Source organism: Paraburkholderia graminis (assembly GCF_003330785.1).
GTDB lineage: Bacteria > Pseudomonadota > Gammaproteobacteria > Burkholderiales > Burkholderiaceae > Paraburkholderia > Paraburkholderia graminis.
On the sequence record NZ_CP024934.1, the window covers coordinates 1,921,311 to 1,942,968 of the forward strand.

At 64.9% G+C, this 21,658-nt stretch carries 21 protein-coding genes; 12 read left to right on the forward strand and 9 right to left on the reverse strand.

Features of this window, described 5'->3' with window-relative positions; genetic code table 11:
• The first annotated feature begins 233 nt into the window (after positions 1 to 233).
• Positions 234 to 521: a helix-turn-helix domain-containing protein gene (locus CUJ91_RS08585; RefSeq protein ID WP_029968379.1), complete on the forward strand. Its 288-nt coding sequence runs from the start codon at positions 234 to 236 to the stop codon at positions 519 to 521.
• Complete coding sequence (locus CUJ91_RS08590) at positions 511 to 1,803, forward strand: HipA domain-containing protein (RefSeq protein ID WP_114156105.1); 1,293 nt, start codon at positions 511 to 513, stop codon at positions 1,801 to 1,803. Before CUJ91_RS08585 ends, CUJ91_RS08590 begins: the two co-directional genes overlap by 11 nt.
• Before the next feature lie 55 nt (positions 1,804 to 1,858).
• Here CUJ91_RS08590 and CUJ91_RS08595 read toward each other — a convergent pair whose 3' ends face one another.
• The 5 genes from CUJ91_RS08595 to CUJ91_RS08615 form a co-directional block, all read right to left on the reverse strand.
• Positions 1,859 to 2,638, reverse strand: coding sequence for a peptidylprolyl isomerase (locus CUJ91_RS08595; RefSeq protein WP_006048956.1), 780 nt, complete (start codon positions 2,636 to 2,638; stop codon positions 1,859 to 1,861).
• Between the two features lie 11 nt (positions 2,639 to 2,649).
• Complete coding sequence (locus tag CUJ91_RS08600; RefSeq protein ID WP_006048957.1) at positions 2,650 to 2,961, reverse strand: BolA family protein; 312 nt, start codon at positions 2,959 to 2,961, stop codon at positions 2,650 to 2,652.
• A 1-nt stretch (position 2,962) separates the two neighbouring features.
• Positions 2,963 to 3,493 carry a septation protein A gene (locus CUJ91_RS08605; protein WP_006048958.1) on the reverse strand — a complete coding sequence of 177 codons (531 nt, stop codon included), beginning with the start codon at positions 3,491 to 3,493 and terminating at the stop codon, positions 2,963 to 2,965.
• Between the two features lie 176 nt (positions 3,494 to 3,669).
• A complete protein-coding gene (gene msrB / locus CUJ91_RS08610; protein ID WP_006048959.1) occupies positions 3,670 to 4,092 on the reverse strand; it encodes a peptide-methionine (R)-S-oxide reductase MsrB in 423 nt (140 codons plus the stop codon).
• 61 nt (positions 4,093 to 4,153) lie between these two features.
• Positions 4,154 to 5,710: a protein adenylyltransferase SelO gene (locus CUJ91_RS08615; protein WP_114156106.1), complete on the reverse strand. Its 1,557-nt coding sequence runs from the start codon at positions 5,708 to 5,710 to the stop codon at positions 4,154 to 4,156.
• 221 nt (positions 5,711 to 5,931) lie between these two features.
• On the opposite strand from CUJ91_RS08615, the gene CUJ91_RS08620 reads away from it, so the two are divergent.
• The 3 genes from CUJ91_RS08620 to CUJ91_RS08630 all read left to right on the forward strand — a co-directional run bounded on the left by CUJ91_RS08620 (position 5,932) and on the right by CUJ91_RS08630 (position 11,222).
• A complete protein-coding gene (locus CUJ91_RS08620; protein ID WP_114156107.1) occupies positions 5,932 to 7,617 on the forward strand; it encodes a 3-(methylthio)propionyl-CoA ligase in 1,686 nt (561 codons plus the stop codon).
• A gap of 185 nt (positions 7,618 to 7,802) precedes the next feature.
• The gene (locus CUJ91_RS08625; RefSeq protein ID WP_114156108.1) at positions 7,803 to 9,887 is read left to right on the forward strand and encodes a 3-hydroxyacyl-CoA dehydrogenase NAD-binding domain-containing protein; all 2,085 of its coding nucleotides are present in this window, start codon (positions 7,803 to 7,805) and stop codon (positions 9,885 to 9,887) included.
• 156 nt (positions 9,888 to 10,043) lie between these two features.
• A complete protein-coding gene (locus CUJ91_RS08630; RefSeq protein ID WP_114156109.1) occupies positions 10,044 to 11,222 on the forward strand; it encodes an acetyl-CoA C-acyltransferase in 1,179 nt (392 codons plus the stop codon).
• A gap of 10 nt (positions 11,223 to 11,232) precedes the next feature.
• Here CUJ91_RS08630 and CUJ91_RS08635 read toward each other — a convergent pair whose 3' ends face one another.
• Positions 11,233 to 11,736, reverse strand: a complete 504-nt coding sequence (locus CUJ91_RS08635) for an LEA/WHy family protein (RefSeq protein ID WP_006048964.1) — start codon at positions 11,734 to 11,736, stop codon at positions 11,233 to 11,235.
• 68 nt (positions 11,737 to 11,804) lie between these two features.
• Entirely contained in the window at positions 11,805 to 12,161 is a 357-nt protein-coding gene (locus tag CUJ91_RS08640) for a hypothetical protein (RefSeq protein ID WP_114156110.1), read from the reverse strand.
• 213 nt (positions 12,162 to 12,374) lie between these two features.
• Here CUJ91_RS08640 and CUJ91_RS08645 point away from each other — a divergent pair, with 213 nt between their 5' ends.
• From CUJ91_RS08645 to CUJ91_RS08665, 5 genes are all read left to right on the forward strand, one after another.
• Positions 12,375 to 13,922, forward strand: a complete 1,548-nt coding sequence (locus tag CUJ91_RS08645; RefSeq protein WP_114156111.1) for an aminotransferase-like domain-containing protein — start codon at positions 12,375 to 12,377, stop codon at positions 13,920 to 13,922.
• A gap of 126 nt (positions 13,923 to 14,048) precedes the next feature.
• A complete protein-coding gene (locus tag CUJ91_RS08650; RefSeq protein WP_006048967.1) occupies positions 14,049 to 14,534 on the forward strand; it encodes a PaaI family thioesterase in 486 nt (161 codons plus the stop codon).
• A gap of 116 nt (positions 14,535 to 14,650) precedes the next feature.
• The gene (locus CUJ91_RS08655) at positions 14,651 to 15,649 is read left to right on the forward strand and encodes an NADP-dependent oxidoreductase (RefSeq protein ID WP_029968390.1); all 999 of its coding nucleotides are present in this window, start codon (positions 14,651 to 14,653) and stop codon (positions 15,647 to 15,649) included.
• 231 nt (positions 15,650 to 15,880) lie between these two features.
• The gene (locus CUJ91_RS08660) at positions 15,881 to 16,774 is read left to right on the forward strand and encodes an SDR family oxidoreductase (protein ID WP_029968391.1); all 894 of its coding nucleotides are present in this window, start codon (positions 15,881 to 15,883) and stop codon (positions 16,772 to 16,774) included.
• 64 nt (positions 16,775 to 16,838) lie between these two features.
• Positions 16,839 to 17,798: an alpha/beta hydrolase gene (locus tag CUJ91_RS08665; protein WP_114156112.1), complete on the forward strand. Its 960-nt coding sequence runs from the start codon at positions 16,839 to 16,841 to the stop codon at positions 17,796 to 17,798.
• Here CUJ91_RS08665 and CUJ91_RS08670 read toward each other — a convergent pair whose 3' ends face one another.
• The gene (locus tag CUJ91_RS08670; RefSeq protein WP_029968393.1) at positions 17,799 to 18,680 is read right to left on the reverse strand and encodes an NRDE family protein; all 882 of its coding nucleotides are present in this window, start codon (positions 18,678 to 18,680) and stop codon (positions 17,799 to 17,801) included.
• A 137-nt stretch (positions 18,681 to 18,817) separates the two neighbouring features.
• Positions 18,818 to 19,894 (reverse strand): CAF17-like 4Fe-4S cluster assembly/insertion protein YgfZ, encoded by a 1,077-nt coding sequence (ygfZ, locus tag CUJ91_RS08675; protein WP_029968394.1) that lies wholly within the window; start codon positions 19,892 to 19,894, stop codon positions 18,818 to 18,820.
• A 77-nt stretch (positions 19,895 to 19,971) separates the two neighbouring features.
• On the opposite strand from ygfZ, the gene mltG reads away from it, so the two are divergent.
• Together mltG and tmk are read left to right on the forward strand one after the other, a co-directional pair.
• On the forward strand, positions 19,972 to 20,982 hold the full coding sequence (gene mltG, locus CUJ91_RS08680) for an endolytic transglycosylase MltG (RefSeq protein WP_029968395.1): 1,011 nt from the start codon (positions 19,972 to 19,974) through the stop codon (positions 20,980 to 20,982).
• Positions 20,983 to 21,603, forward strand: coding sequence for a dTMP kinase (tmk, locus tag CUJ91_RS08685; protein WP_114156113.1), 621 nt, complete (start codon positions 20,983 to 20,985; stop codon positions 21,601 to 21,603).
• The last annotated feature ends 55 nt before the right edge of the window (positions 21,604 to 21,658 follow it).

Here is a 21,658-nt window from a genome sequence, read left to right on the forward strand (position 1 = left end):
GTCGCCGTCCTCGCCCTCGCGGCCGCTTCGGTCCAGTTCTCTTCGTACCCGCTCGGGTACGAAACACCTCATTTCTCCTGCTTTTCACCGGTTTCGTACCCGCTCGGGTACGAAACACCCGGTTTCACCCAATTTTGGCCCGCTTCGTATCCGCTCGGGTACGAAAACGGCTTTGCACCGCTGCGCTGTGCCATAATGTTCCCGAGCGGATACGGACGGCGAGGGAGTCGAAAGTGCGGGAATCCGGAGTGTTGATTACTGACATTGCGCAATTGGGCGAACTTGCGCGAGCATCGCGGCTCGCCCAAGGGCTCACGCGGGACGACGTCGCGCTTGCCACCGGCCTGTCGCCCAAATTCATCAGCCACATCGAGGCGGGCAAGACGACGGCGCAGATCGGCAAGGTATTGCATCTGCTTGGCGAACTCGGCATAACACTGCGCGCCGAGACCCCCGTCAATCTTCCTGCGGCCGCGGCCGCAGGTGCACCTCGTCGCCGGCGGAGCAATCGTGGCGGCTAGAACACTCGTTGCATACGCCAACCGCCGGCGCGTTGGCACCGTGAGCGATGAAAACGGCGTCTGGTCGTTCACCTACGACGAGGAATGGCTCGGCTACGGCGACGCGTTCGCGCTGTCGCCCGCTTTCGCGTTCCAGTCCGCGTCTTTTGTCGATGGCTCGAGCGAGAGGCCGGTTCAATGGTTCTTCGACAATCTGTTGCCCGAAGAAGAAATGCGAGCGGCGCTTGCTCGCGAAGCCACCGTCGATGCAAACGATGCGTGGGGTCTGCTCGCCTACTACGGCCGGGAATCGGCAGGCGCGCTGACGCTGCTCGCGGAAGGCGAGCGCGAGGCATCGGGCGGTTTGCAGCCCTTGTCGTACGCCAATCTCGACGCGCGCATTCGCGCCATGCCCGAACGTGCGCTGACCGCCACCGCACCCAAGCGCATGTCGGCGGCAGGCGCGCAGCAGAAGCTTCTTTTGACGTTAAGGGGCAATGCACCGGAGTACGAGCTTCTCGAGCCGCTAGGCAGCGAGCCGTCCATGCATTTGCTGAAGCCCGATATGCGAAGCACGGGCTATCCGCATTCGGCAATCAACGAATTTTTCTGCATGCGACTGGCGCAGGCCATGGGCCTGCCGGTGCCGCCCACGCATTTTCTGCGCGTGCCGTCGGCGTGTTATGTGATTGACCGCTTCGATCGCGACATCTCCAGCGAGCCGGTTCGGCGCCTGCACACGATCGACGCGATGCAGCTGCTGAACTACGACCGCAGCTTCAAATACCGGAACGCGAACGCGCAGGTATTGAGCGATGCCATCGAGATAACCAGCACGCGAGCCGTCGCGCGGCTGCATCTGTTCCGTTGGGCCATCTTCAATGTGCTTATCGGCAATGCGGATTCGCATCTCAAGAACGTGTCGTTTTTCGCGACTTTCCGGGGCTACATGCTCGCGCCGTTCTATGACCTGGTGAGCACAGTCGTCTATCACACGCCGACTTACCAGCCGCACAATCAGGACCGCTGGCCCAACTGCGATCTGACCATGCCGGTCGGTCAGGCAACGCGTTTCGCCGACATCTCCAGGAAGAACATGCTCGAGTTCGGGCAAGCACTGCGCCTTCCTTTGAAAGGCTGCGAGAAATTGCTGGACGAAATGCTGGCACTGGCCGACGCGAAAGTCGCGAACACGCGGCGGGCCGTCGACGAAATCGCGCAGCCGAATGCCGGCGAAGTCCGCCTGCTCGATTCGATCGTTGCAATGCCGCTTGCTGAAATGAGCCGGGCGCTGCGCAAATAAAAAGCCCCGTTCAGTCATCGACTGAACGGGGCCATGAAGCGAACCAGCTTGCCGCTTACTGGATCTTCGCGTTCTTGCGCAGACCTTCTTCGAACGCCTGCAGCTTTTCCTGCTGAATCTGCTGCACGATCTGCGGGCGCACCTGTTCCAGCGGCGGCGGCGTGATGCTGCGCACGTCGTCCACGCGGATGATGTGCCAGCCGAATTGCGTATGCACCGGCGTCTCGCTCATCTGGCCTTTCTGCAGATGCGTGGCCGCGTCCGCGAACTCAGGCACGTAGGCTTTCGGATCGGACCAGTCGAGGTCGCCGCCGTTCTTGCCCGAGCCGGGGTCCTTCGAATATTGCTTGGCGAGATCCTCGAAGCTCGCGCCGCCCTTGATCTTCGCGATCAGGTCCTTCGCCTGCTGTTCGTTGTCGACGAGGATGTGATGCAGGTGATACTCCTTGCCGCCCGCGTCCTTGATCAGCGCGTTATAGCGAGCGGTGACTTCCGCGTCGCTCGGCGTGTTCTTCTTCACGAAGTCTTCGATCAGCGCGCGCAGCACGACCGTTTGCTGTGCGACGGCGATTTGCGCCTTGATGTCCGGCCGATTCGGCAGCCCGCGGCGCAGCGCTTCCTGCATCAGAATCTCGCGATTCACGAGCTCTTCGCGCACTGCCATTTGCAACTGCGGCGTGTTTTGCTGGCCTTGATGAACCAGTTGATCGATCAGCGCGTCGGCGCGCGCTTTCGGAATCGGCGTGCCGTTCACCACGGCGATGTTCTGTGCGAATGCAGGTGCGGCCGCAAACGCAGCCAGCAATACCCAAAGGCGGGTTTTCTTCAAGGTCATCGGAAGGTTTCCTAGCGGGGCAACAAAGCGAATTCTTCGGGCGTGTAAGCCGTGATGGCAAGGGCATGAATGCCGCGCTGCATGGCGTCGGCCAGCGCATCATACACCATGCGATGCCGCGCCACGCGGGGCTTCCCGGCGAACGCGGCGGCCACGATCGTGACGCTGAAATGACCGCCGGCAGAGGCTCCGGCGTGGCCTGCGTGCTGCGCGCTGTCGTCGGTGATCTGGATCGACGCGATGGGCGCGAGCGCAGCCGTGAGACGCGCCTCGATCAGCGCGGCGCGCTCGGCGGTGGTGGCGTGCATGAACACGTCGCTCATGTCATTCCTCCTTCATGTACTTCGACAGCCACAAGCTTTGCCCGACGATAAACACCACCAGACAGCCGGTCGCGCCGAACAGTTTGAAATTGACCCATTGGTCGGTCGTGTAGTTGTACGCGACGAACAGATTGAGCAGCCCGAGCAGCACGAAAAAGATCGCCCAGATGACATTCAGCTTGCCCCAGATCGCGTGCGGCAGCGTGATCTGCTTGCCCATCATCGCTTCGATGAGGTTCTTGTTGAAGGCCAGTTGCGAGACGATCAGCACGACGGAGAAAGCCCAGTACAGCACGGTCGGCTTCCACTTGATGAAGGTGTCGTTATGCAGCACGAGCGTCGCGCCGCCGAACACGGTGACGACGCCGAGGCTCACCCACAGCATCGGATCCACCTTGCGATGGCGGAAGGCCACCCACGCGATCTGCACCAGCGTGGCGACGATCGCCACTGCCGTCGCCGTGAAGATGCCCCACACCTTGAAGGCGACGAAGAACAGGATGATCGGGAACAGATCGAACAGAAATTTCATGTGTGGACGGGGAACTCGGGAAGTGGGTCGGAGAGGCAGGGGCGCCGCGCCGTGATCCGCCAACTGGCTGGCTGCGCCGGGCGCTCAGCTTCAGCATCACGACCGACGGCGCCTGGCGGACCGTGCAAGCGGCCGCCAACCACTCGTCGTGTCCCGCCATCAGCGCACGCGCTGCGTTACTTGGGCTCGAATTGTAACGCAGCCGAATTGATGCAGTAGCGAAGACCGGTCGGCGCGGGGCCGTCCTCGAACACGTGGCCGAGATGCGCGCCGCAGTTCTTGCATTGCACCTCGATGCGCAGCATGCCGTGCGAGCGGTCGGTCTTCTCCGCGATCACTTCGCCGTTGATCGGCTTGAAGTAGCTCGGCCAGCCGCAGCCGGCGTCGAACTTGGTGTCCGACTCGAACAGCGGCGTGCCGCAACAGACGCAGTCGTAGATGCCGCGATCCCAGTGATCGTGATAGCGGCCGGTGAAGGGACGCTCGGTGGCCGCGTGCCGCGTCACCTGATATTCGATGTCGGAAAGCTGCTTGCGCCACTCGGCGTCGTCTTTCTGTACGGCCGGGGCGTCGTGCTTGAGGTCGTCGGGATTGTTCATGGTCGGTTCCTCTCTCGGGCTTGGGTGGGAGCGCGGTTCGCGCGATGCGGCGTCGCGCGCGTCACGACGAGCAGCTCACTTCGAGCGAGCTTGCCCAGTCGGGCGGCAAGCCGGCATACGCCTCATGCTCGGGCTGTTCGTCGAACGGACGGCGCAGCACGGCGGCCAGACGCTCCAGTTCGGAAAAGTCCTTCTCTTTCGCGCGGCGGATCGCCGTTTCCGCCAGATGATTGCGAAGAACGAATTTGGGGTTGACGCGGTTCATTGCAATGGCGCGCGCCGCGTCGTCGCGTGTTTCATGGGACAGCCGCGCGCGATAGTCGTTCGCCCACGCGTCGAACGCGGCGCGATCGAGGAACAGATCGCGCACCGGCGCGTCGCCGCTCGCATCGTGCTTCGAGAGACGCGCGAGATTGCGGAACGTCAGCGTGAAATCGGCGCGATTCGCGTGCATCACGTCGAACAGGCGATTCACGAGGGCCGCGTCGCCGTCCCGCTCGATCTCGAGTCCGAGCTTCGCGCTCATGCGCCGTTCGAGCGCCGGACCGAAGCGGTCCTTGAAACCGGCGAGCACCCGCTGCGCGTCTTCGATCGACTTGTCGCCGCGCACGCTCTCTTCATAGCGTTCGCCGAGCAGCGGCAAGAGCCCTTGTGCGAGGCAGAAGAGATTCCAGTACGCGATTTGCGGCTGCATCCGGTACGCGTAACGGCCTTGCGAATCGGAGTGATTGCAGATATAGCCGGCGTCGAAGCCGTCCATGAAGCCGAACGGGCCGTAGTCGATCGTCAGACCGAGGATCGACATGTTGTCGGTGTTCATCACGCCGTGGCAAAAGCCCACGGCCTGCCATTCGACCATCAGGTCGGCGGTGGACAGCACCGCCTCGTTCAGCAGCGCGAGATACGGGTCGTCGGCTTCGCGGCAATGCGGATAGAAGCGCTCGATCACATGATCGGCGAGCGCGCGCAGCGCGTCCGTGCGGTCGTTCGAATAGAAGTGCTCGAAGTGGCCGAAGCGCACGAAGCTCGGCGCGACGCGCGTGACCACGGCGGCCGTTTCGACTTCCTCGCGCCGCACGGGCTGGTCCGAGCCAATCACGCACAACGCGCGCGTGGTCGGAATGCCGAGATGATGCATCGCCTCCGAGCACAGGAACTCGCGAATCGACGAGCGCAGCACCGCGCGGCCGTCGCCCATGCGCGAATAGGGCGTGCGGCCCGCGCCTTTCAGTTGCAGCTCGAAGCGCTGGCCGTCATGTTCGACTTCGCCGAGTCCGAGCGCGCGGCCGTCGCCGAGTTGACCCGCCCACACGCCGAACTGATGCCCCGAATAGACCGATGCATAGGGCAGCGCGTCTGCCGGCCATTCGCGCGTGGCGTTGCCCGAAAACAGCTCGGCGAAGCCCGGATCTTTTTCGAGCCCCGGCTCCAGGCCGAGCATCGCCGCGGTCTCGGAAGAGAAACCGACGACGTACGGCGCGTTGAGCGGCGTGGCCGGCAAACGCGTGACAAACGTGCTGCCAAGCTGCGCGAACGCGTTTTCGTTGGAGGTGGAAAGAGCTTCGGAAAGTGCCGCCAAAGGCCCGGACAGGCCTGCAATGCTTGGGGAAAACGACATGTTGAGCGCCTCACTATTAACCGATATTGTAAGTCCGCACCCGCGGCGCTGCTGGCGGGCCGGCACGTAAGCCGCGCGGGCCGCGTGGCTGCCGATGCGTGGCGAGCCGCCGGCCCGCTTGCCGACTGCTTCAGCAATTTCACTGCCGCGGCGGGTTTCCCGCGCACGGCGCTTTCCGATCCGCACTCTTTGAAAAGCAAAAGGCGAGGAGACGACTCTTTATGACGATGCCGCTGCTTGGCCAGATGATGGACGTGCCCCTCACCGTGTCCTCGCTGCTTGCGCACGCCGCGCGGCATTTCGGCACCGCCGAGATCGTGTCACGGCGCATTGAAGGCGACATCCACCGTTATACCTATCGCGATTGCGAACGGCGCGCGAAGCAACTCGCGCAGGCGCTCATCGCGCTTGGCGTGCAGCCCGGCGAGCGTGTCGCGACGCTCGCATGGAACGGCTACCGGCATCTAGAAACGTACTACGGCACGACCGGCTTCGGCGCGGTCTGCCACACGATCAACCCGCGGCTTTTTCCCGATCAGATCGCCTACATCGTCAATCACGCCGACGACGCCTACGTGCTCTTCGACACCACGTTCGCGCCGCTCGTCGACGGGCTCGCGCCGCAATGTCCGAAAGTGCGCGGCTGGATCGCGCTCGCCGACGAAGCGCATCTGCCGGCCATGCAAACGCCCGTGCTCAGCTACGAAACGATCGTGAACGCGCACGACGGCGACTTCGAGTGGCCGCTCATCGACGAGCGTCAGGCGTCGTATCTCTGCTATACGTCGGGCACGACCGGCAATCCGAAAGGCGCGCTGTACTCGCATCGCTCGACGGTGCTGCATGCGTTCGGCGCGTCCTTGCCCGATGCGATGGCGCTGTCCGCGCGCGATTCCGTGCTGCCCGTCGTGCCGATGTTCCATGTCAACGCATGGGGCATCCCGCACGCCGCGCCGCTCACCGGCGCAAAGCTCGTGTTCCCCGGCAAGGACCTCGACGGCAAGTCGCTGTTCGAACTCATGGAGCGCGAACGCGTCACGTATTCGGCGGGCGTGCCGACCGTCTGGCTCGGGCTGCTCAACTATCTGCGCGAAAGCGGCTCGCGGTTTTCGTCGCTGGAGCGCACGGTGATCGGCGGCTCCGCGTGTCCGCCGGCGATGCTGCGCAGCTTCGTCGACGACTACGGCGTGCAGGTCATTCATGCATGGGGCATGACAGAGATGTCGCCGCTCGGCACGCTCTCCAAACTTACGTGGGAACAATCGCAGCGGCCCGTCGCGGAGCAGCGCAAACTGCTCGAGAAGCAGGGGCATGCGCTCTATGGCGTCGATATGAAAATCGTCGGCGACGACGGGCAGGAACTGCCGTGGGACGGCGTCGCGTTCGGCGATCTGTACGTGCGTGGGCCGTGGGTGATCGACCGATATTTCCGCAAGGACGACTCGCCGCTCGTGGACGGCTGGTTTCCGACCGGCGATGTCGCGACCATCGATCACGACGGCTTCCTGCAGATCACGGACCGCTCGAAGGACGTGATCAAGTCGGGCGGCGAATGGATCAGTTCGATCGACGTGGAAAACGTCGCGATCGCGCACCCCGCAGTGGCCGAAGCGGCGTGCATTGCGTGCGCGCATCCGAAGTGGACCGAGCGGCCGCTCCTCGTCGTGGTCAAGCGCGCGGGCCTCGACGTGACGCGCGACGAACTGCTCGCGTTCTATAACGGCAAGGTCGCCAAGTGGTGGATTCCGGACGACGTCGTGTTCGTCGACGAACTGCCGCATACGGCGACGGGCAAACTGCAGAAGCTCAAGCTGCGCGATATTTTCCGCGATCATGTGCTGCCGTCCGCGCTCGAAGACCGCATGCACGAAGGCGATTGCCCGCTCGCCAGGGGAAACCCCGCCTGATCGTAAATTGAACGAGCGTGCTTTTTTGTGTATTCTGCCTGCTGACACCGGAACCGCCGACCTAAGCTGAAGACGAAGGCCGGCGCATTCGAGTTGGGCCATTCGCCGGCTCGATCAACCGGACGGGCGGCGCGCGCTGCGCCGCCTCATCTCATGGATGCAATGCATCGCACGGAGGCAGGCAGATGGCAGTGGACTACACAACCCATGACGGCGTAGCCGTCATCACGCTGAACAATCCTCCCGTCAACGGCCTCGGCCTGTCGACGCGCGCGGGGATCGTCGAGGGCATCGAGCGCGCGCAAAACGATCCGGCCATCCAGGCCGTCGTGCTGGCGGGCGCGGGCAAGGCCTTCTCGGGCGGCGCCGACATCACCGAATTCAACACGCCGAAGGCGACCCAGGAGCCGACGCTCGCCACCGTCATCAAGACCGTGGAAGGGAGCGCCAAGCCGGTGGTCGCGGCCATTCACAGCGTCGCGATGGGCGGCGGCCTCGAACTCGCGCTCGGCGCGCACTACCGCATCGCCGCACCCGGCGCGCAGATCGCATTGCCCGAAGTGAAGCTCGGCATTCTGCCGGGCGCGGGCGGCACGCAGCGTCTGCCGCGCGCAATCGGCCTCGAAGGCGCGCTCAACATGATCGTGTCCGGCGCGCCGGTCGACTCGCAGAAACTGGCCGGTTCCGGTCTCTTCGACGAACTCGCCGAAGGCGATCTCACGCAAGCCGCGCTCGCGTTTGCGCGCAAGGTCGGTGCGAAACAAGGCCCGCATCCGAAAGTGCGCGATCGCGAGATCGAGCATCCGAACCCGGAAGGTTTCATTCAGTTCGCGCGCAACAGCGTCGCGGCTATCGCGAAGAATTTTCCCGCGCCGCTCAAATGTATCGACGCAGTGGAGGCCGGCGTGAAAAACGGCTTCGACAAGGGCCTCGCATTCGAGCGCGAGTGCTTCGTCGCGCTCGTGCAAACGCCCGAGAGCCGCGCGCTGCGCCATGCGTTCTTCGCTGAACGCGCGGCGAGCAAGATTCCCGATGTGCCGGCCGATACGCCGGTGCGCGAGATCCGCCAGGTCGCGGTGATCGGCGCGGGCACGATGGGCGGCGGCATCGCGATGAACTTCATCAACGCGGGCATTCCGGTCACGCTGCTCGAGATGAAGCAGGACGCGCTCGAGCGTGGCCTTGCCACGATCCGCAACAATTATGAAGCGAGCGTGAAGAAGGGCAAGCTCAAGCCCGAGGCGCTGCAGGAGCGCATGGCGCTCATCACGACCACGCTTTCCTACGACGACCTGAAGAACGCCGACCTGATCATCGAAGCGGTGTTCGAGGAACTCGGCGTCAAGGAGCAGGTATTCAGGCGTCTTGATGAAATCGCGAAGCCGGGCGCGATTCTCGCGTCGAACACGTCGACGCTCGATGTCGACAAGATCGCCGCGTTCACGAAGCGTCCGCAGGACGTCGTCGGCACGCACTTCTTCAGTCCGGCCAATGTGATGAAGCTGCTCGAAGTGGTGCGTGGCGAGAAGACCGCGAAAGACGTGCTCGCCACCGTCATGAAGCTCGCGAAAAAGATAAAGAAGACCGCGGTTGTTTCGGGCGTGTGCGACGGCTTTATCGGCAACCGGATGATCGAGCAGTACATCCGCCAGGCGTTGTTCATGCTCGAAGAAGGCGCGCTGCCCGCGCAGGTCGATCGGGCCATCGAAAAATTCGGCTTTGCAATGGGGCCGTTCCGCATGAGCGACCTGGCGGGCAACGACATCGGCTGGGCGATCCGCAAGCGCCGCTATCAGGAACAGCCTGACATGCACTACTCGAAAATCGCCGACCGTTTGTGCGAGAGCGGGCGCTTCGGCCAGAAAACCGGCGGCGGCTGGTACGACTACAAGGCGGGCGACCGCACCGCGTATCCGTCGAAAATGGTGGACGAAATGATCGTCGCTTATTCGAAGGAAACCGGTAGCGAGCGGCGCAAGATCGGCGACGAGGAAATCGTCGAGCGCCTCGTGTTCGCGCTCGTGAACGAAGGCGCGAAGATTCTCGAGGAAGGCATTGCGTCGAAAGCGTCGGACATCGACATGGTCTATCTGACCGGCTACGGCTTCCCGCTTTATCGCGGCGGTCCGATGCTGTACGCGGACACCGTCGGGCTTTACAACGTCGAGCGCGCGATACGCCGCTACGCATCGCAGCCGAACGGCGACGCGTGGCAGCTTGCGCCAAGCATCGCCGAACTGGCGGCGCAGGGCCGCACGTTTAACGGCTGAGTTGACGCGTAGAGCAAAAACGCTCGCATCGAACGACAAAGGTGGCGCGGGTCACTCGCGCGCATTAGCGCATTAGCGCATTAGCGCATTAGCGCATTAGCGCATTAGCGCATTAGCGCATGCGCCACCATCGACATTGACACGCAGGAGATTCGCATGACTGACGCCGTAATCGTATCGACCGCCCGCACGGGGCTCGCCAAATCATGGCGCGGCGGTTTCAACATGACCCACGGCGCGACGCTCGGCGGCCACGTGACGAAGGCCGTGGTCGAGCGCGCGAAGCTGGACCCGGCGCGCATCGAAGACGTGATCATGGGCTGCGCGAATCCGGAAGGCGCGACGGGCATGAACATCGCGCGGCAGATCGCGTTGCGCGCGGGCTTGCCGGTCAGCGTGCCGGGCATGACGGTCAACCGTTTCTGTTCGTCGGGATTGCAAACTATCGCGCTTGCCGCGCAACGCGTGATCGCCGGCGAAGGCGATGTGTTCGTCGCGGGCGGCGTGGAATCCATCTCGTGCGTGCAGAACGAGATGAACCGCCACATGATGATCGAAGGCTGGCTCAGCGAAAACAAGCCGGAAATCTACTGGTCGATGTTGCAGACCGCCGAGAACGTCGCGAAACGCTATTCGATTTCGAAGGAACGTCAGGACGAATACGGCGTGCGCTCCCAGCAGCGCGCCGCAGCCGCGCTCGAAGCCGGCCGCTTCAACGACGAGATCGTGCCGTTGACGGTACTCGCGGGCGTCGCCGACAAGGCAACGGGGCGTCTTTATACGAAGGAAGTCACCGTCAGCGGCGACGAGGGCATTCGCGCGGACACGACGCTCGAAGGCGTATCGAAGATTCGCACGGCGCTGCCCGGCGGCGTGATTACCGCGGGCAACGCGAGCCAGTTTTCCGATGGCGCGTCGGCTTGCGTGGTGATGAACGCGAAGCTCGCGGAGCGCGAAGGGCTGCAGCCGCTCGGCATTTTCCGCGGCTTCGCGGTGGCCGGCTGCGAACCGGACGAGATGGGCATCGGCCCGGTTTTCGCGGTGCCCAAGCTGCTGAAGCAGGCCGGTCTGAAAGTCGGGGACATCGATCTGTGGGAACTGAACGAAGCGTTCGCCGTGCAGGTGCTGTATTGCGCGGACAAACTCGGCATCGACCAGGAGCGCTTGAACGTGAACGGCGGCGCGATTGCGGTGGGCCATCCGTATGGCGTGTCGGGCGCGCGCCTCGCCGGACATGCGCTGATCGAAGGCAAGCGGCGCGGCGCGAAGCTCGTCGTGGTGACGATGTGCATCGGCGGCGGGCAGGGCGCGGCGGGCCTCTTTGAAGTGGTCTGAGGTCGCGTGATTACGGCATGCCGGCGCCTGACATCGGCAGGCTGAGCATGCCCTGATCGACGAAACGCGCGGTGCCGAACGGGCCGCCCGCCAGCTTGCCGCGCAGAATATACGGAACCTGTCCCGACTGCGCGGCGCCGGCGAACGCGAAGGCCTGGCGCACCGCGGCGAATGCGGGCACCGTCAACGGCACGTTCAGCACCGTTTCGCCATAGCGCGGCACGGTGCCGGCTTGATCGCTGACGCCGCTCGCAAAAGAGTGGCCGTTCAGTTCGAGATCGAGCGACACGCCGTTGAAGCTCACCGCCGATTCGTTCGGATTCTGCACGCGCAGCTTGACGTTAAAGCGCACCTCCAGCCCCTGGCTTTCGAGCGGTTCGATGCCCGCCACGCTCACGCGCAACGGGTCGCCGCCGAACAGCCCCGCGCAGCCGCTGAGCGTCAGCGTGAGAACCGCGCATAACGCGGCGACGCGCAACAGACTAGCGCCGAACAGCTTGCGGACAAAGGACATGACCGGCACCTCGAAGAGCGGATGGGGTCATGCATTGTAGCGGGCGACAGGCGGCGCGCGGCAACGCATCAGGCAGCGCGCCGCAGCGTCGCTTTGAGAAACGCGGCGAGTTGGCGAATCCCATTCGCGCGCTGCGTATTGCTTCTAGCTGCTGCATGCGATGCGGGCAGTGCGAACGCCGCGGCTTTTCCATGCAACGCGCTGATCGACACCATGCTGCGTTCGGTCGGCACGAAGCACTCGCCTTCGCTGAGCATGATCGATGTCGACGGAACCGCGTCGCCGAGCCACGACAGCGAATGATCGCGGACGACGAGGTGCAGATCGCCTTCGACCGCGACGACGGCGCTCCTCGCGCGCAGGTCGTGCAGCGCGACCTGGCCCGCGGCGAGACGGCACACATTGATGTTGGCGTGAGCTGACATAACGTTTCCTTCGGTGCGTTTGCATGCCATTCAGCTTATTGACCCGCTGCCACGGAAAACAGCCGCAGTCGCCGACAATCTGCACCGGTACAACGCGGCTCTTTGATACGCTGTATCGGTCGAAATGAGGTCGATGTGTATCTGTTGCCGCACGCGGACCGTGCGCACCATCGGCTCATGAGCCGATCAACCTGAACGCAAGCAGAAAAGCCCATGCACGCGTACACCAGCATGCCCCTCGCGCCGCCGAACGATGCCACCGCGAGCGAACCGCTTTACCGCCAACTGGCGGCGCAATATCGCCGCGCGATTCGCAACGGCGTGCTGCGCCCCGGCGAGCGCATGCCGTCGATGCGCGCCTTCATGCAGCGTCACGGCGTGAGCCTCGCGACCGCCACCGAGAGTTATCGCGTGCTCGAACGCGAGGCGCTGATCGAAGCACAGCCGCGCGCCGGCTATTTCGTGCGCGCGTCGCAAAGCGCCGCGTTGCCCGCCGCATCGGAACCCGACCTCGCAACGATGCCTCGCACCGCGCAGTTCGTCGGCATTCACTCGGTCATTTCAACCATCGTCTCGCAATATCAGCGCTATCCGGACGCGTTCAATCTGGGCGGCGCGACCGCGTCGCCGGATCTCTATCCGACCGACGCGTTGCAGAAAGCCGCGCTGCGCGCATTGCGCCGACGGCCGACGCTGTTGACCGCAGCCGGGCCCGATCAGGGCGATCCCGCGTTGCGCGCGATCATCGCGCGCCGTGCGCTCGACGCGGGCATCCAGGTCGGCGCGGACGACATCATCATGACGCACGGCGGCATCGAGGCAGTCAACCTGGCGTTGCGGGCCGTGACGCAACCGGGCGACACCGTCGCCGTCGAATCGCCGTGTTTCTTCGGCCTGTTGCAGGCGCTGGAGAGTCTCGGGCTGCGCGCGCTCGAAATTCCCGCGAGCCCGAGTACGGGGCTCGCCATCGAGGCGCTCGACTTCGCGTTGCAAACGCATCCCGACATCAAGGCCGTGGTCGTGGTGCCGAACCTGCAGAATCCGCTTGGCAGCGTGATGCCCGACGCGCACAAGGCTCGGCTCGTCGAGTTGTGCGCGCGGGCAGGCATCGCGCTGATCGAGGACGACCCGTATCGCGAACTGGTCGACAGCACACAGCCGCTGCGTTCGCTGAAGGCCTGGGACAGCGACGGCACCGTGATCCATTGCACGTCGTTCAACAAGACGCTCGCGCCGGGCATGCGCATCGGCTGGATCAACGGCGGGCGCTGGCATCCGCGTATCGGCATGCTGAAATTCGCGCAGTCGCGTCACAACGAGCAGTTGTCGCAAGTCGTGCTCGCGGAGTTTCTGCAGACCAACGCGTATGAGCGGCATCTGCGGCGCTTGCGCGACCGGCTGAGGATGCAGCGCGAGCGGATGGCGGCGGCGCTGGGCGCGTCCTTTCCCGAGGGCACGCGGTTCACGCCGCCCGCGGGCGGCATCTTCTTCTGGATCGAGCTGCCGCGCGAGGTGTCGTCGGCCGATTTCTTCGACGCCGCGCTGAAAGAGGGCATTCGCGTGATGCCGGGCACCGTGTTCTCGAACGCGGGCCGCTTCGATCACTTCATTCGCCTCAGTTGTCCAAGCACAGATCTGGATCTCGCCGATGACGCGCTGCGCCGGCTCGGACGGCTTGCGACAGCGATGGCGGCGCGGGCGTCGGCATATGCGTCGGCGGCAGACAAACCCACGCCTCTCTCCCACTGCGAAACGGCATAGCAGGTATCATTTCTTCTCTTCCGGCGCGTCGCGTCGCGCGTGCATGAAGGTGCCCGCATCGCCGCTGCATCAGCGCACACGCGCACGCGCCGCCGCACGTCAAGACAAGGAAAACCGAAAGCCGCAATGACCGATTCATCTTCATCCACTGCGGGCGGCGCGTCGTTGCCCGAAAGTCCCTTCGTCGACCGGCTCGGCGCACGGCTCGTTTCCGCTGCGGACGGCGCCAGCGAAGTGGTGCTGTCCCTCTTGCCCGAGCATATGAACACCTGGGACGTCGCGCACGGCGGCGTCACGATGACGCTCGCCGACGTCGCGCTCGCGATGGCCGCGCGCAGTCTCGCCGGCGACGGTGTCGGCGTGGTCACGGTCGAGATGAAGGTCAACTTCATGCAGCCAGGCCGCGGCGAGTTGCGCGCGACGGCGCGCGTGCTGCACCGCTCGACCACCATGGCCTATTGCGAAGGCGAGATCCGCGATAGCGAAGGCCACTTCGTCGGCAAGGCGCTCGGCACGTTCAAATACATGCGCCGCCTCGCCGTGGGCCGCGACGTGACGCGCCAGCGCTTGCGCAGCGACCCGTCGGCGAAACCCGGTCCTAGCGACGGTTGAGCGAGTGGCAAGGTGCGAGGCGGCAACATGCCCGAACATGCCATCGGCGAGCGCGACTTGCCATCGCTGATTCGTAATCGGTAGTCCACAATCCACAACCCAAGGAGACGATCGACATGCCACAAATCAACCGCCAGTTCCTGCTCGCTTCGCGTCCGCAAGGCGCTGTCACGCCCGACAACTTCCGTCTCGTGGAGACGCCGCTCGCGCCGCTTGCCGATGGCGAAATCCGCGTGCGCAATCACTACCTGTCGCTCGATCCGTACATGCGCGGCCGCATGAACGACAGCAAGTCGTACGCGGCGCCGCAGCCGCTCGATGAAGTGATGATCGGCGGCACGGTCGGCGAAGTGATCGAGTCGAAGAACCCGAAGTTCGCGGTCGGCGACAAGGTCGTCGCCATATTCGGCTGGCAGGAATACGGCACGTCGGACGGCGCGGGCGTGCAGAAAGTCGACGACACGCACGTGCCGCTGTCGGCCTATCTCGGACCCGTCGGCATGCCGGGCGTGACGGCATGGTATGGATTGAACCGGATCATCGCGCCCAAGGCGGGCGAGACCGTCGTAGTGAGCGCGGCGAGCGGCGCGGTGGGCAGCGTCGTCGGCCAACTGGCGAAGCGGGCCGGCGCGCGCGCGGTGGGCATCGCCGGCGGCGTCGAGAAATGCCGCTACGTCGTGGAGACGCTCGGCTTCGACGCCTGCGTCGACTACAAGGCCGGCAATCTGTATCAGGACCTGAAGGCGGCGACGCCGGACGGCATCGACGGCTGCTTCGAGAACGTCGGCGGCGAAGTGCTCGACGCGACGCTCGCGCGCATGAACCCGTCGGGGCGCATCGCGGTGTGCGGATACATCGCGGGCTACGACGGTCAGCCGGTGCCGCTCAAGCACCCGTCGCTGATACTGACGCAGCGCCTGCTGGTGCAAGGCTTCATCGTGACCGAGCATATGGACGTCTGGCCGCAGGCGCTCAACGAACTCGGCACGCTCGTCGCGCAGAAGAAGCTGCAATATCGGGAGACCATCGCGCAAGGGCTCGATGCCGCGCCCGAGGCTTTCATTGGTTTGCTGAAGGGCAAGAACTTCGGCAAGCAGCTGGTGAAGCTGATTTGAGTGAGGCTCGGCTCGGTGAGTGAAGCGTGAGTGGGACGCGCGAGTCGCTCATTGAGCCGTTTGTCGATGCGATGCGATGCGTTGCGTTGCGCGGAAGTCGCGGGTTGAGGGCATGCGGCAAAATCAGGCATCAAACGGCACGCAGCCGAAGTCACGGCAGTCGAAGTCGCGCATCGCGAATCACACATTCAAAAGCCACGCATTAGGCCCCACGCAAAAAGGAGTCGCCAGATGTTCGAATTCCCCGCCAGGGTCGCGGTCATCACCGGCGCGGCGAGCGGCTTCGGCCAGGCATTCGCGCAACGAGCCGCGGCGCTTCGCATGAAGCTCGTGCTCGCGGACGTGAACCCCGAGGCGCTCGCCCAGACCGTCGATGCATTGCGCGCCGCGGGCGCCGACGCGATCGGCGTGCCGACCGACGTATCGAACGCGGCGCAGGTCGAAGCGCTTGCCCAGGCCGCGCTCGATGCGTTCGGCAAGGTGCATCTGCTCTTCAACAATGCGGGCGTGGGCTCGGGCGGCTTCCTGTGGGAGAGTTCGGCGAACGACTGGGCCTGGGTGTTCGGCGTGAACGTGATGGGCGTCGCCCACGGCGTGCGCGCGTTCGCGCCGCTCATGCTCGCGCAGAACGAGCCGGCGCATATCGTCAATACGGCGTCGGTGGCGGGGCTGTTGTCGCCGCCTGCGATGGGCGTCTACAACGCGTCGAAGCACGCCGTCGTGTCGCTCACCGAGACGCTGTATCACGACCTGCAACTCGCGCAGGCCGGGCGCGACGCCAACGCCCGGGTCGGCTGTTCGCTGCTGTGTCCGGCCTTCGCGCCGACCGGCATCGCGGATGCCGAGCGCATGCGGCCCGCCGGTCTGCGCAACGAAAACGGCCCGACGCGCTCGCAGATCGCCGCCGGCAAGCAATTGCAGCGCGCGGTGCGAGCGGGCAAGCTGAGCGCGGCCGAGGTCGCCGCGCTCACGTTCGACGCCATCGCCGCACGGCGCTTCTATATCATCACGCACCCGGCCATCATGGCGACCGTCAAGCTGCGTCACGAGGACATCGAGCAGTTGCGCGATCCGACCGATCCGATGTCGCTGAAGCCGGAAGTGAGAAGCGCCAGCGAGATTTGAATGCGGTACGGAAGCCGCCCGCCCGAGCCGTCCCGCGAGTTCTCTTCAACCCACCTCACGTCACATGCCGTTGAATCCGAAGATCGAGCAGGTGCTCGACATGATCGCGCGCGCAAAGCGCCCGAAGCTCCATGAGATGACGCCGCAAGCGGCGCGCGCATCGTATGAAAAAAGCGCGCCGATTCTGGAGATCGCCAGCGCGCCGATGTTCTCCGTCGAAGACCTGCGTATTCCAACACGCGACGGCGCGACGATCGGCGCACGTCTTTACCACGCCGAAGAGCCGAGCTGGGCGAACCCCGCGCCCGCGCTCGTCTACTATCACGGCGGCGGCTTCACGGTCGGCAGCGTGAACACGCACGATGCGCTCGCGCGGATGTTCGCGCGCGACGGCCAATGCGCGGTGCTGTCGGTCGATTACCGGCTCGCGCCGGAACACAAGTTCCCGACCGCCGTCGACGACGCTTTCGACGCGCTCACGTGGCTGCATACGCACGGCGCGGAGTTCGGCATCGACGCGGCCCGGCTCGCGGTCGGCGGCGACAGCGCGGGCGGCACGCTGGCGACGGTGTGCGCGGTGCTCGCGCGCGACGCAGGCATCCCGCTCGCGCTGCAATTGCTGATCTATCCCGGCACGACCGGTTATCAGCAGACCGATTCGCACTCGCGCCTCGCCGACGGATTCCTGCTGTCGGGCACGACGATCCAATGGTTCTTCGAGCAGTATGTGCGCGATACGAGCGATCGCGACGACTGGCGTTTCGCGCCGCTCGACGGCACGCGCGGTGCGCCCGATTTCAGCGGACTCGCGCCGGCCTGGATCGCGACCGCCGAATACGATCCGCTCAGCGACGAAGGCGATGCCTACGCGGACAAGCTGCGCCGCTACGGCAACGCGGTGACGCTCAGGCGCTATCCGGGCATGATCCACGAGTTCTTCAAGATGGGCGGCTTCGTGCCCGAGGTCGCGCACGCGCATGCCGATGCCGCCGCGGCATTGCGCGCGGCATTCGGCGTGGACTGACTAGGCGATTTCCCGCTCGACGTTGAACGCGAAGCTGCGTTCGAAGTCGCCTGGCCGGACGATGCGGTGCGAGCCGTTGTCGTCGCTGCGCTCGGCCACCGCGACGCTGACCATCTCGCCGTTCGCGACGACGCGCAGCGCCGTGGTGCCGCGCGTGCCGTATCCGGGCGTTTCGATGAACGCCGCCGACAGCGCCCGTTCCCGCTCGAGCGCAATGCCGGTGGACGGCAACTCGGCGTCCGCGGCGACGCGCGGATCGCGCATCAGGTCGATCAGATGTTCGAGCGGCGGCATCGAATTGCGCGTGAGCAGCGCGCCCAGTTCGGCGCGCTTCCTGACGAGCTTCGGCCACGGCGTGTCGAGAATCGCGTTCGAGATGCCGTGCGTGCCCGGCGCGAGCAGCGCGGGCGCCAGATTCGAGCGATTGCAGTACCAGGCCAGCTCGCGGCGCGTCCAGTCGCCTACCAGCAGATTAAAGCCGTTGTACAGATCGCCGGTTTGCGCGACGCGGCGCAGATAGGCGAGGGGCGTTTCCTGTTCGCCGTCGTTTGCGTCGTGGTTTTCGCCGCCATTCCGTCCCGCGTCAAATGCGGGCTCCTCGCAAGCCAGCCAGTCGCTGACGAGCGTGCCGCGGGTCGGCGCGTCGGCGCGCATGTCGTGCGGCGCGCGGTAGTTGGTCAGCGCGGCGAAGCGTCCGTGGCGCGACATGCCGAGCCAGGTGCCGCCGCCGACCAGATCGCGGCCGGCCAGCACGCCCCGCGCGTCGTCCCACCAGCCGATCGGCTGGGCCGTGCGGTGGAAAAATTCGTCGCGATTCGCGGCAAGCGTGAAGAGCGGGCCGTCGACCGCATCGGGTCGCCAGTCGAACACGATCAGGCACATCGGGGGCGTCTCCCGGTTGTTGCTTCAATGTTGCTTCAAAACGCAATGGCGAACAGTAGTCGGACGAGGACGCCGGCAAAAAGCGGCGCGTGCTTCGAGCGCACTGCGCCGCTCATCTGCGTACCGCGGAGCGCCGTTCAAACCTCGGAGGGCAGTCCGTACGGCAGCGCGAGAAAGCGCAGCGCCGGGCCGTCCGCGGCGCCCAGATGCACCGAACCGCTTTCGAGCGCCGCGAGCTTGATCTCGACGAGCACATCGACGCCGCCGTCCCGCGCCGACGCCGCGTTCACCACCATGCCGCACGGCTGACCAGGATCGTCGGAGTGAAACAGCTCGACGCCCGCCTTCACGGTATCGAGCTCGCCCGCCACGTTCGCGAGCGACGTGCGCCGCTTGATCGTGCCGCGGTACTGGCTGCGCGCGACCACTTCCTGGCCAGGGTAGCAGCCCTTGCGGAAATTGACCGCGCCGAGCACGTCGAAATTGACCATTTGCGGCACGAACTGTTCGACCACCGGCTGCGTGATGCGCGGCTCGCCCGCGCGAATGTCGAGCCAGTCCCACACGGCCGGCGAAACCTGCGTGAGCTTCTCGCCGAGCGAGGGCAGATGCGCTTCGACCTGCGCCTTCGGCCCGATCCACAGATAACGGAGCCGCTCGAACGCATCCGGCACGCGAATCAGCGAGCCGGCCGCGCCGTCCACCTTGACGTGCACGCCGTCCGGCAACGCGTCGAACACGCCGGACAGCGCCTTGCGCACGTCGCCCGCGAGGCCGATCACCGCCAGCTCGCCGCTTGCATCGGCGAGCTTCGCCTTCGCGCGCAGAACGAACATGGAGAGGCGCTTTTGCACCGCCGCCTGTACGTCCTTTGAGACCAGCAGACGGAGCGTGTCGCCGCTGCGCCAGGTCAGGAACGACGCGAGCAGGCGTCCCTTCGCCGAGCAGTAGCCTGCGAGGCGCGCGTTGGCGGCGTCGAGGTGCTGCGTGTCGTTCGTCAACTGACCGTGCAGGAAGCTCGCGGCGTCGTCGCCGGTCGCGTCGATCACGCCGAACTGCGTGAGCACCGCGTAGGCGCCGTGCTGGAGGGCGGCGTCGAACTCATCGGCGGACGGACGCGGCCACACCGGCAGCGCCGTGACGGCCGCGGCTGACGGATGCACTGCGGGGTTAGCTGGGACAGTGCCTGAAGCGGTAGCGAGCGGTGTGTTCATGGATTCCGGGAACAGTCAATTCTGACTTTAGCTAAGGCAAACAAGTATTATATGCAGTCCAACCCTGCCACGTTTTCATGTCCCTCTTCAAGAAATGTTTGGTTGCCGGCTCGATTGTCCTCGTGCTGGCCGCAGCCGCGATCGCTGGCGGATACCACTGGGCCAACAGCCCGCTCGAGCTGAATCCCGCGCAACTCGACGTCACCGTCAAACCGCACAGCAGCCTGCGCAGCGTCACGCTGCAGCTCAATCGCGGCGGCGTGCCGGTCGAGCCCGAGCTATTCATCGTGATGACGCGGCTGCTCGGCCTGCAAAGCGAGCTGAAGTCCGGCAATTACGAATTCAAGACCGGCGTGACGCCCTACGAAGTGCTGCAAAAAATCGCGCGCGGCGACGTCAACGAATACGTCGCGACCATCATCGAAGGGTGGACGTTCAAGCGCATGCGCGCCGAGCTGGACGCGAATCCGGCGCTCAAGCACGACAGCGTCGCGATGAACGACGCGCAGCTGATGAGCGCGATCGGCGCACCGGAAGCGTCGATCGGCAACGGCGAAGGGCTCTTTTTCCCGGACACCTATCTGTTCGACAAGAACACGAGCGACCTCGACGTGTATCGCCGCGCGTATCGTCTGATGCGCGTGCGTCTCGATGAAGCATGGCTCGCGCGCGCGCCGAACCTGCCGTACAAGACGCCGTACGAGGCGCTGATCATGGCTTCGATCATCGAAAAGGAAACCGGCAAAAAGTCGGACCGTCCGATGGTCGCGGCCGTGTTCGCGAACCGTCTGCGCGTGGGCATGCCGCTGCAGACCGACCCGACTGTGATCTACGGAATGGGCGAGAGCTACGCGGGCCGCATCCGCAAAAAAGACCTGCAGACGGACACTCCCTACAATACCTACACGCGCATGGGCCTGCCGCCCACGCCGATTTCGCTGCCCGGCGTCGCGTCGCTGCAGGCGGCGATGAACCCGGCGCAAACGAGCGCGTTGTACTTCGTGTCGCGCGGCGACGGCAGCAGCATCTTTTCCGACAACCTTGGCGATCACAACAAGGCCGTGGACAAATACATTCGAGGGCAATAAATGGCGCGCGGCAAATTCATCACGTTCGAGGGCATAGACGGCGCCGGCAAGACGACGCATCTCGCCTGGTTCCGCGAGCGGCTGGAACAGAAGGTGGCGGCCACCGGCCGCGCGGTCGTCATGACGCGCGAACCCGGCGGCACGCCGCTTGGCGAGCAGATCCGCGAAATCGTGCTGCATCAAAAGATGGATCTCGAAACCGAGGCGCTGCTGATGTTCGCGCTGCGCCGCCAGCATCTGGCGGAAGTGATCGAGCCGGCGCTCGCACGCGGCGACTGGGTGCTGTCCGACCGCTTCACCGACGCGACCTTTGCCTACCAGGGCGGCGGGCGCGGGCTGCCGCGCGACAAGCTGGAAACGCTCGAGCGTTGGGTGCAGGGCGGCTTCCAGCCGGATTTGACCGTTCTGTTCGACCTCGCGCCGGAAATTGCCAACGAACGGCGCAGCGCGGCGCGCGACCCGGATCGCTTCGAGAGCGAATCGGCGGCTTTTTTCGAGCGCACGCGGACCGAATATCTGCGCCGGGCGGAAGAAGCACCGTATCGTTTCGCTATCATTGACTCTTCGCAGAGCATTGTCCGTATCCAGAAGCAGCTTGAAGAGTTGATTGCAAGTCTTTGATTCTGCCAAGGTAATGTCAAATCCAGGCGAGCGCACGCCAAAGCTCCGGCAAAGC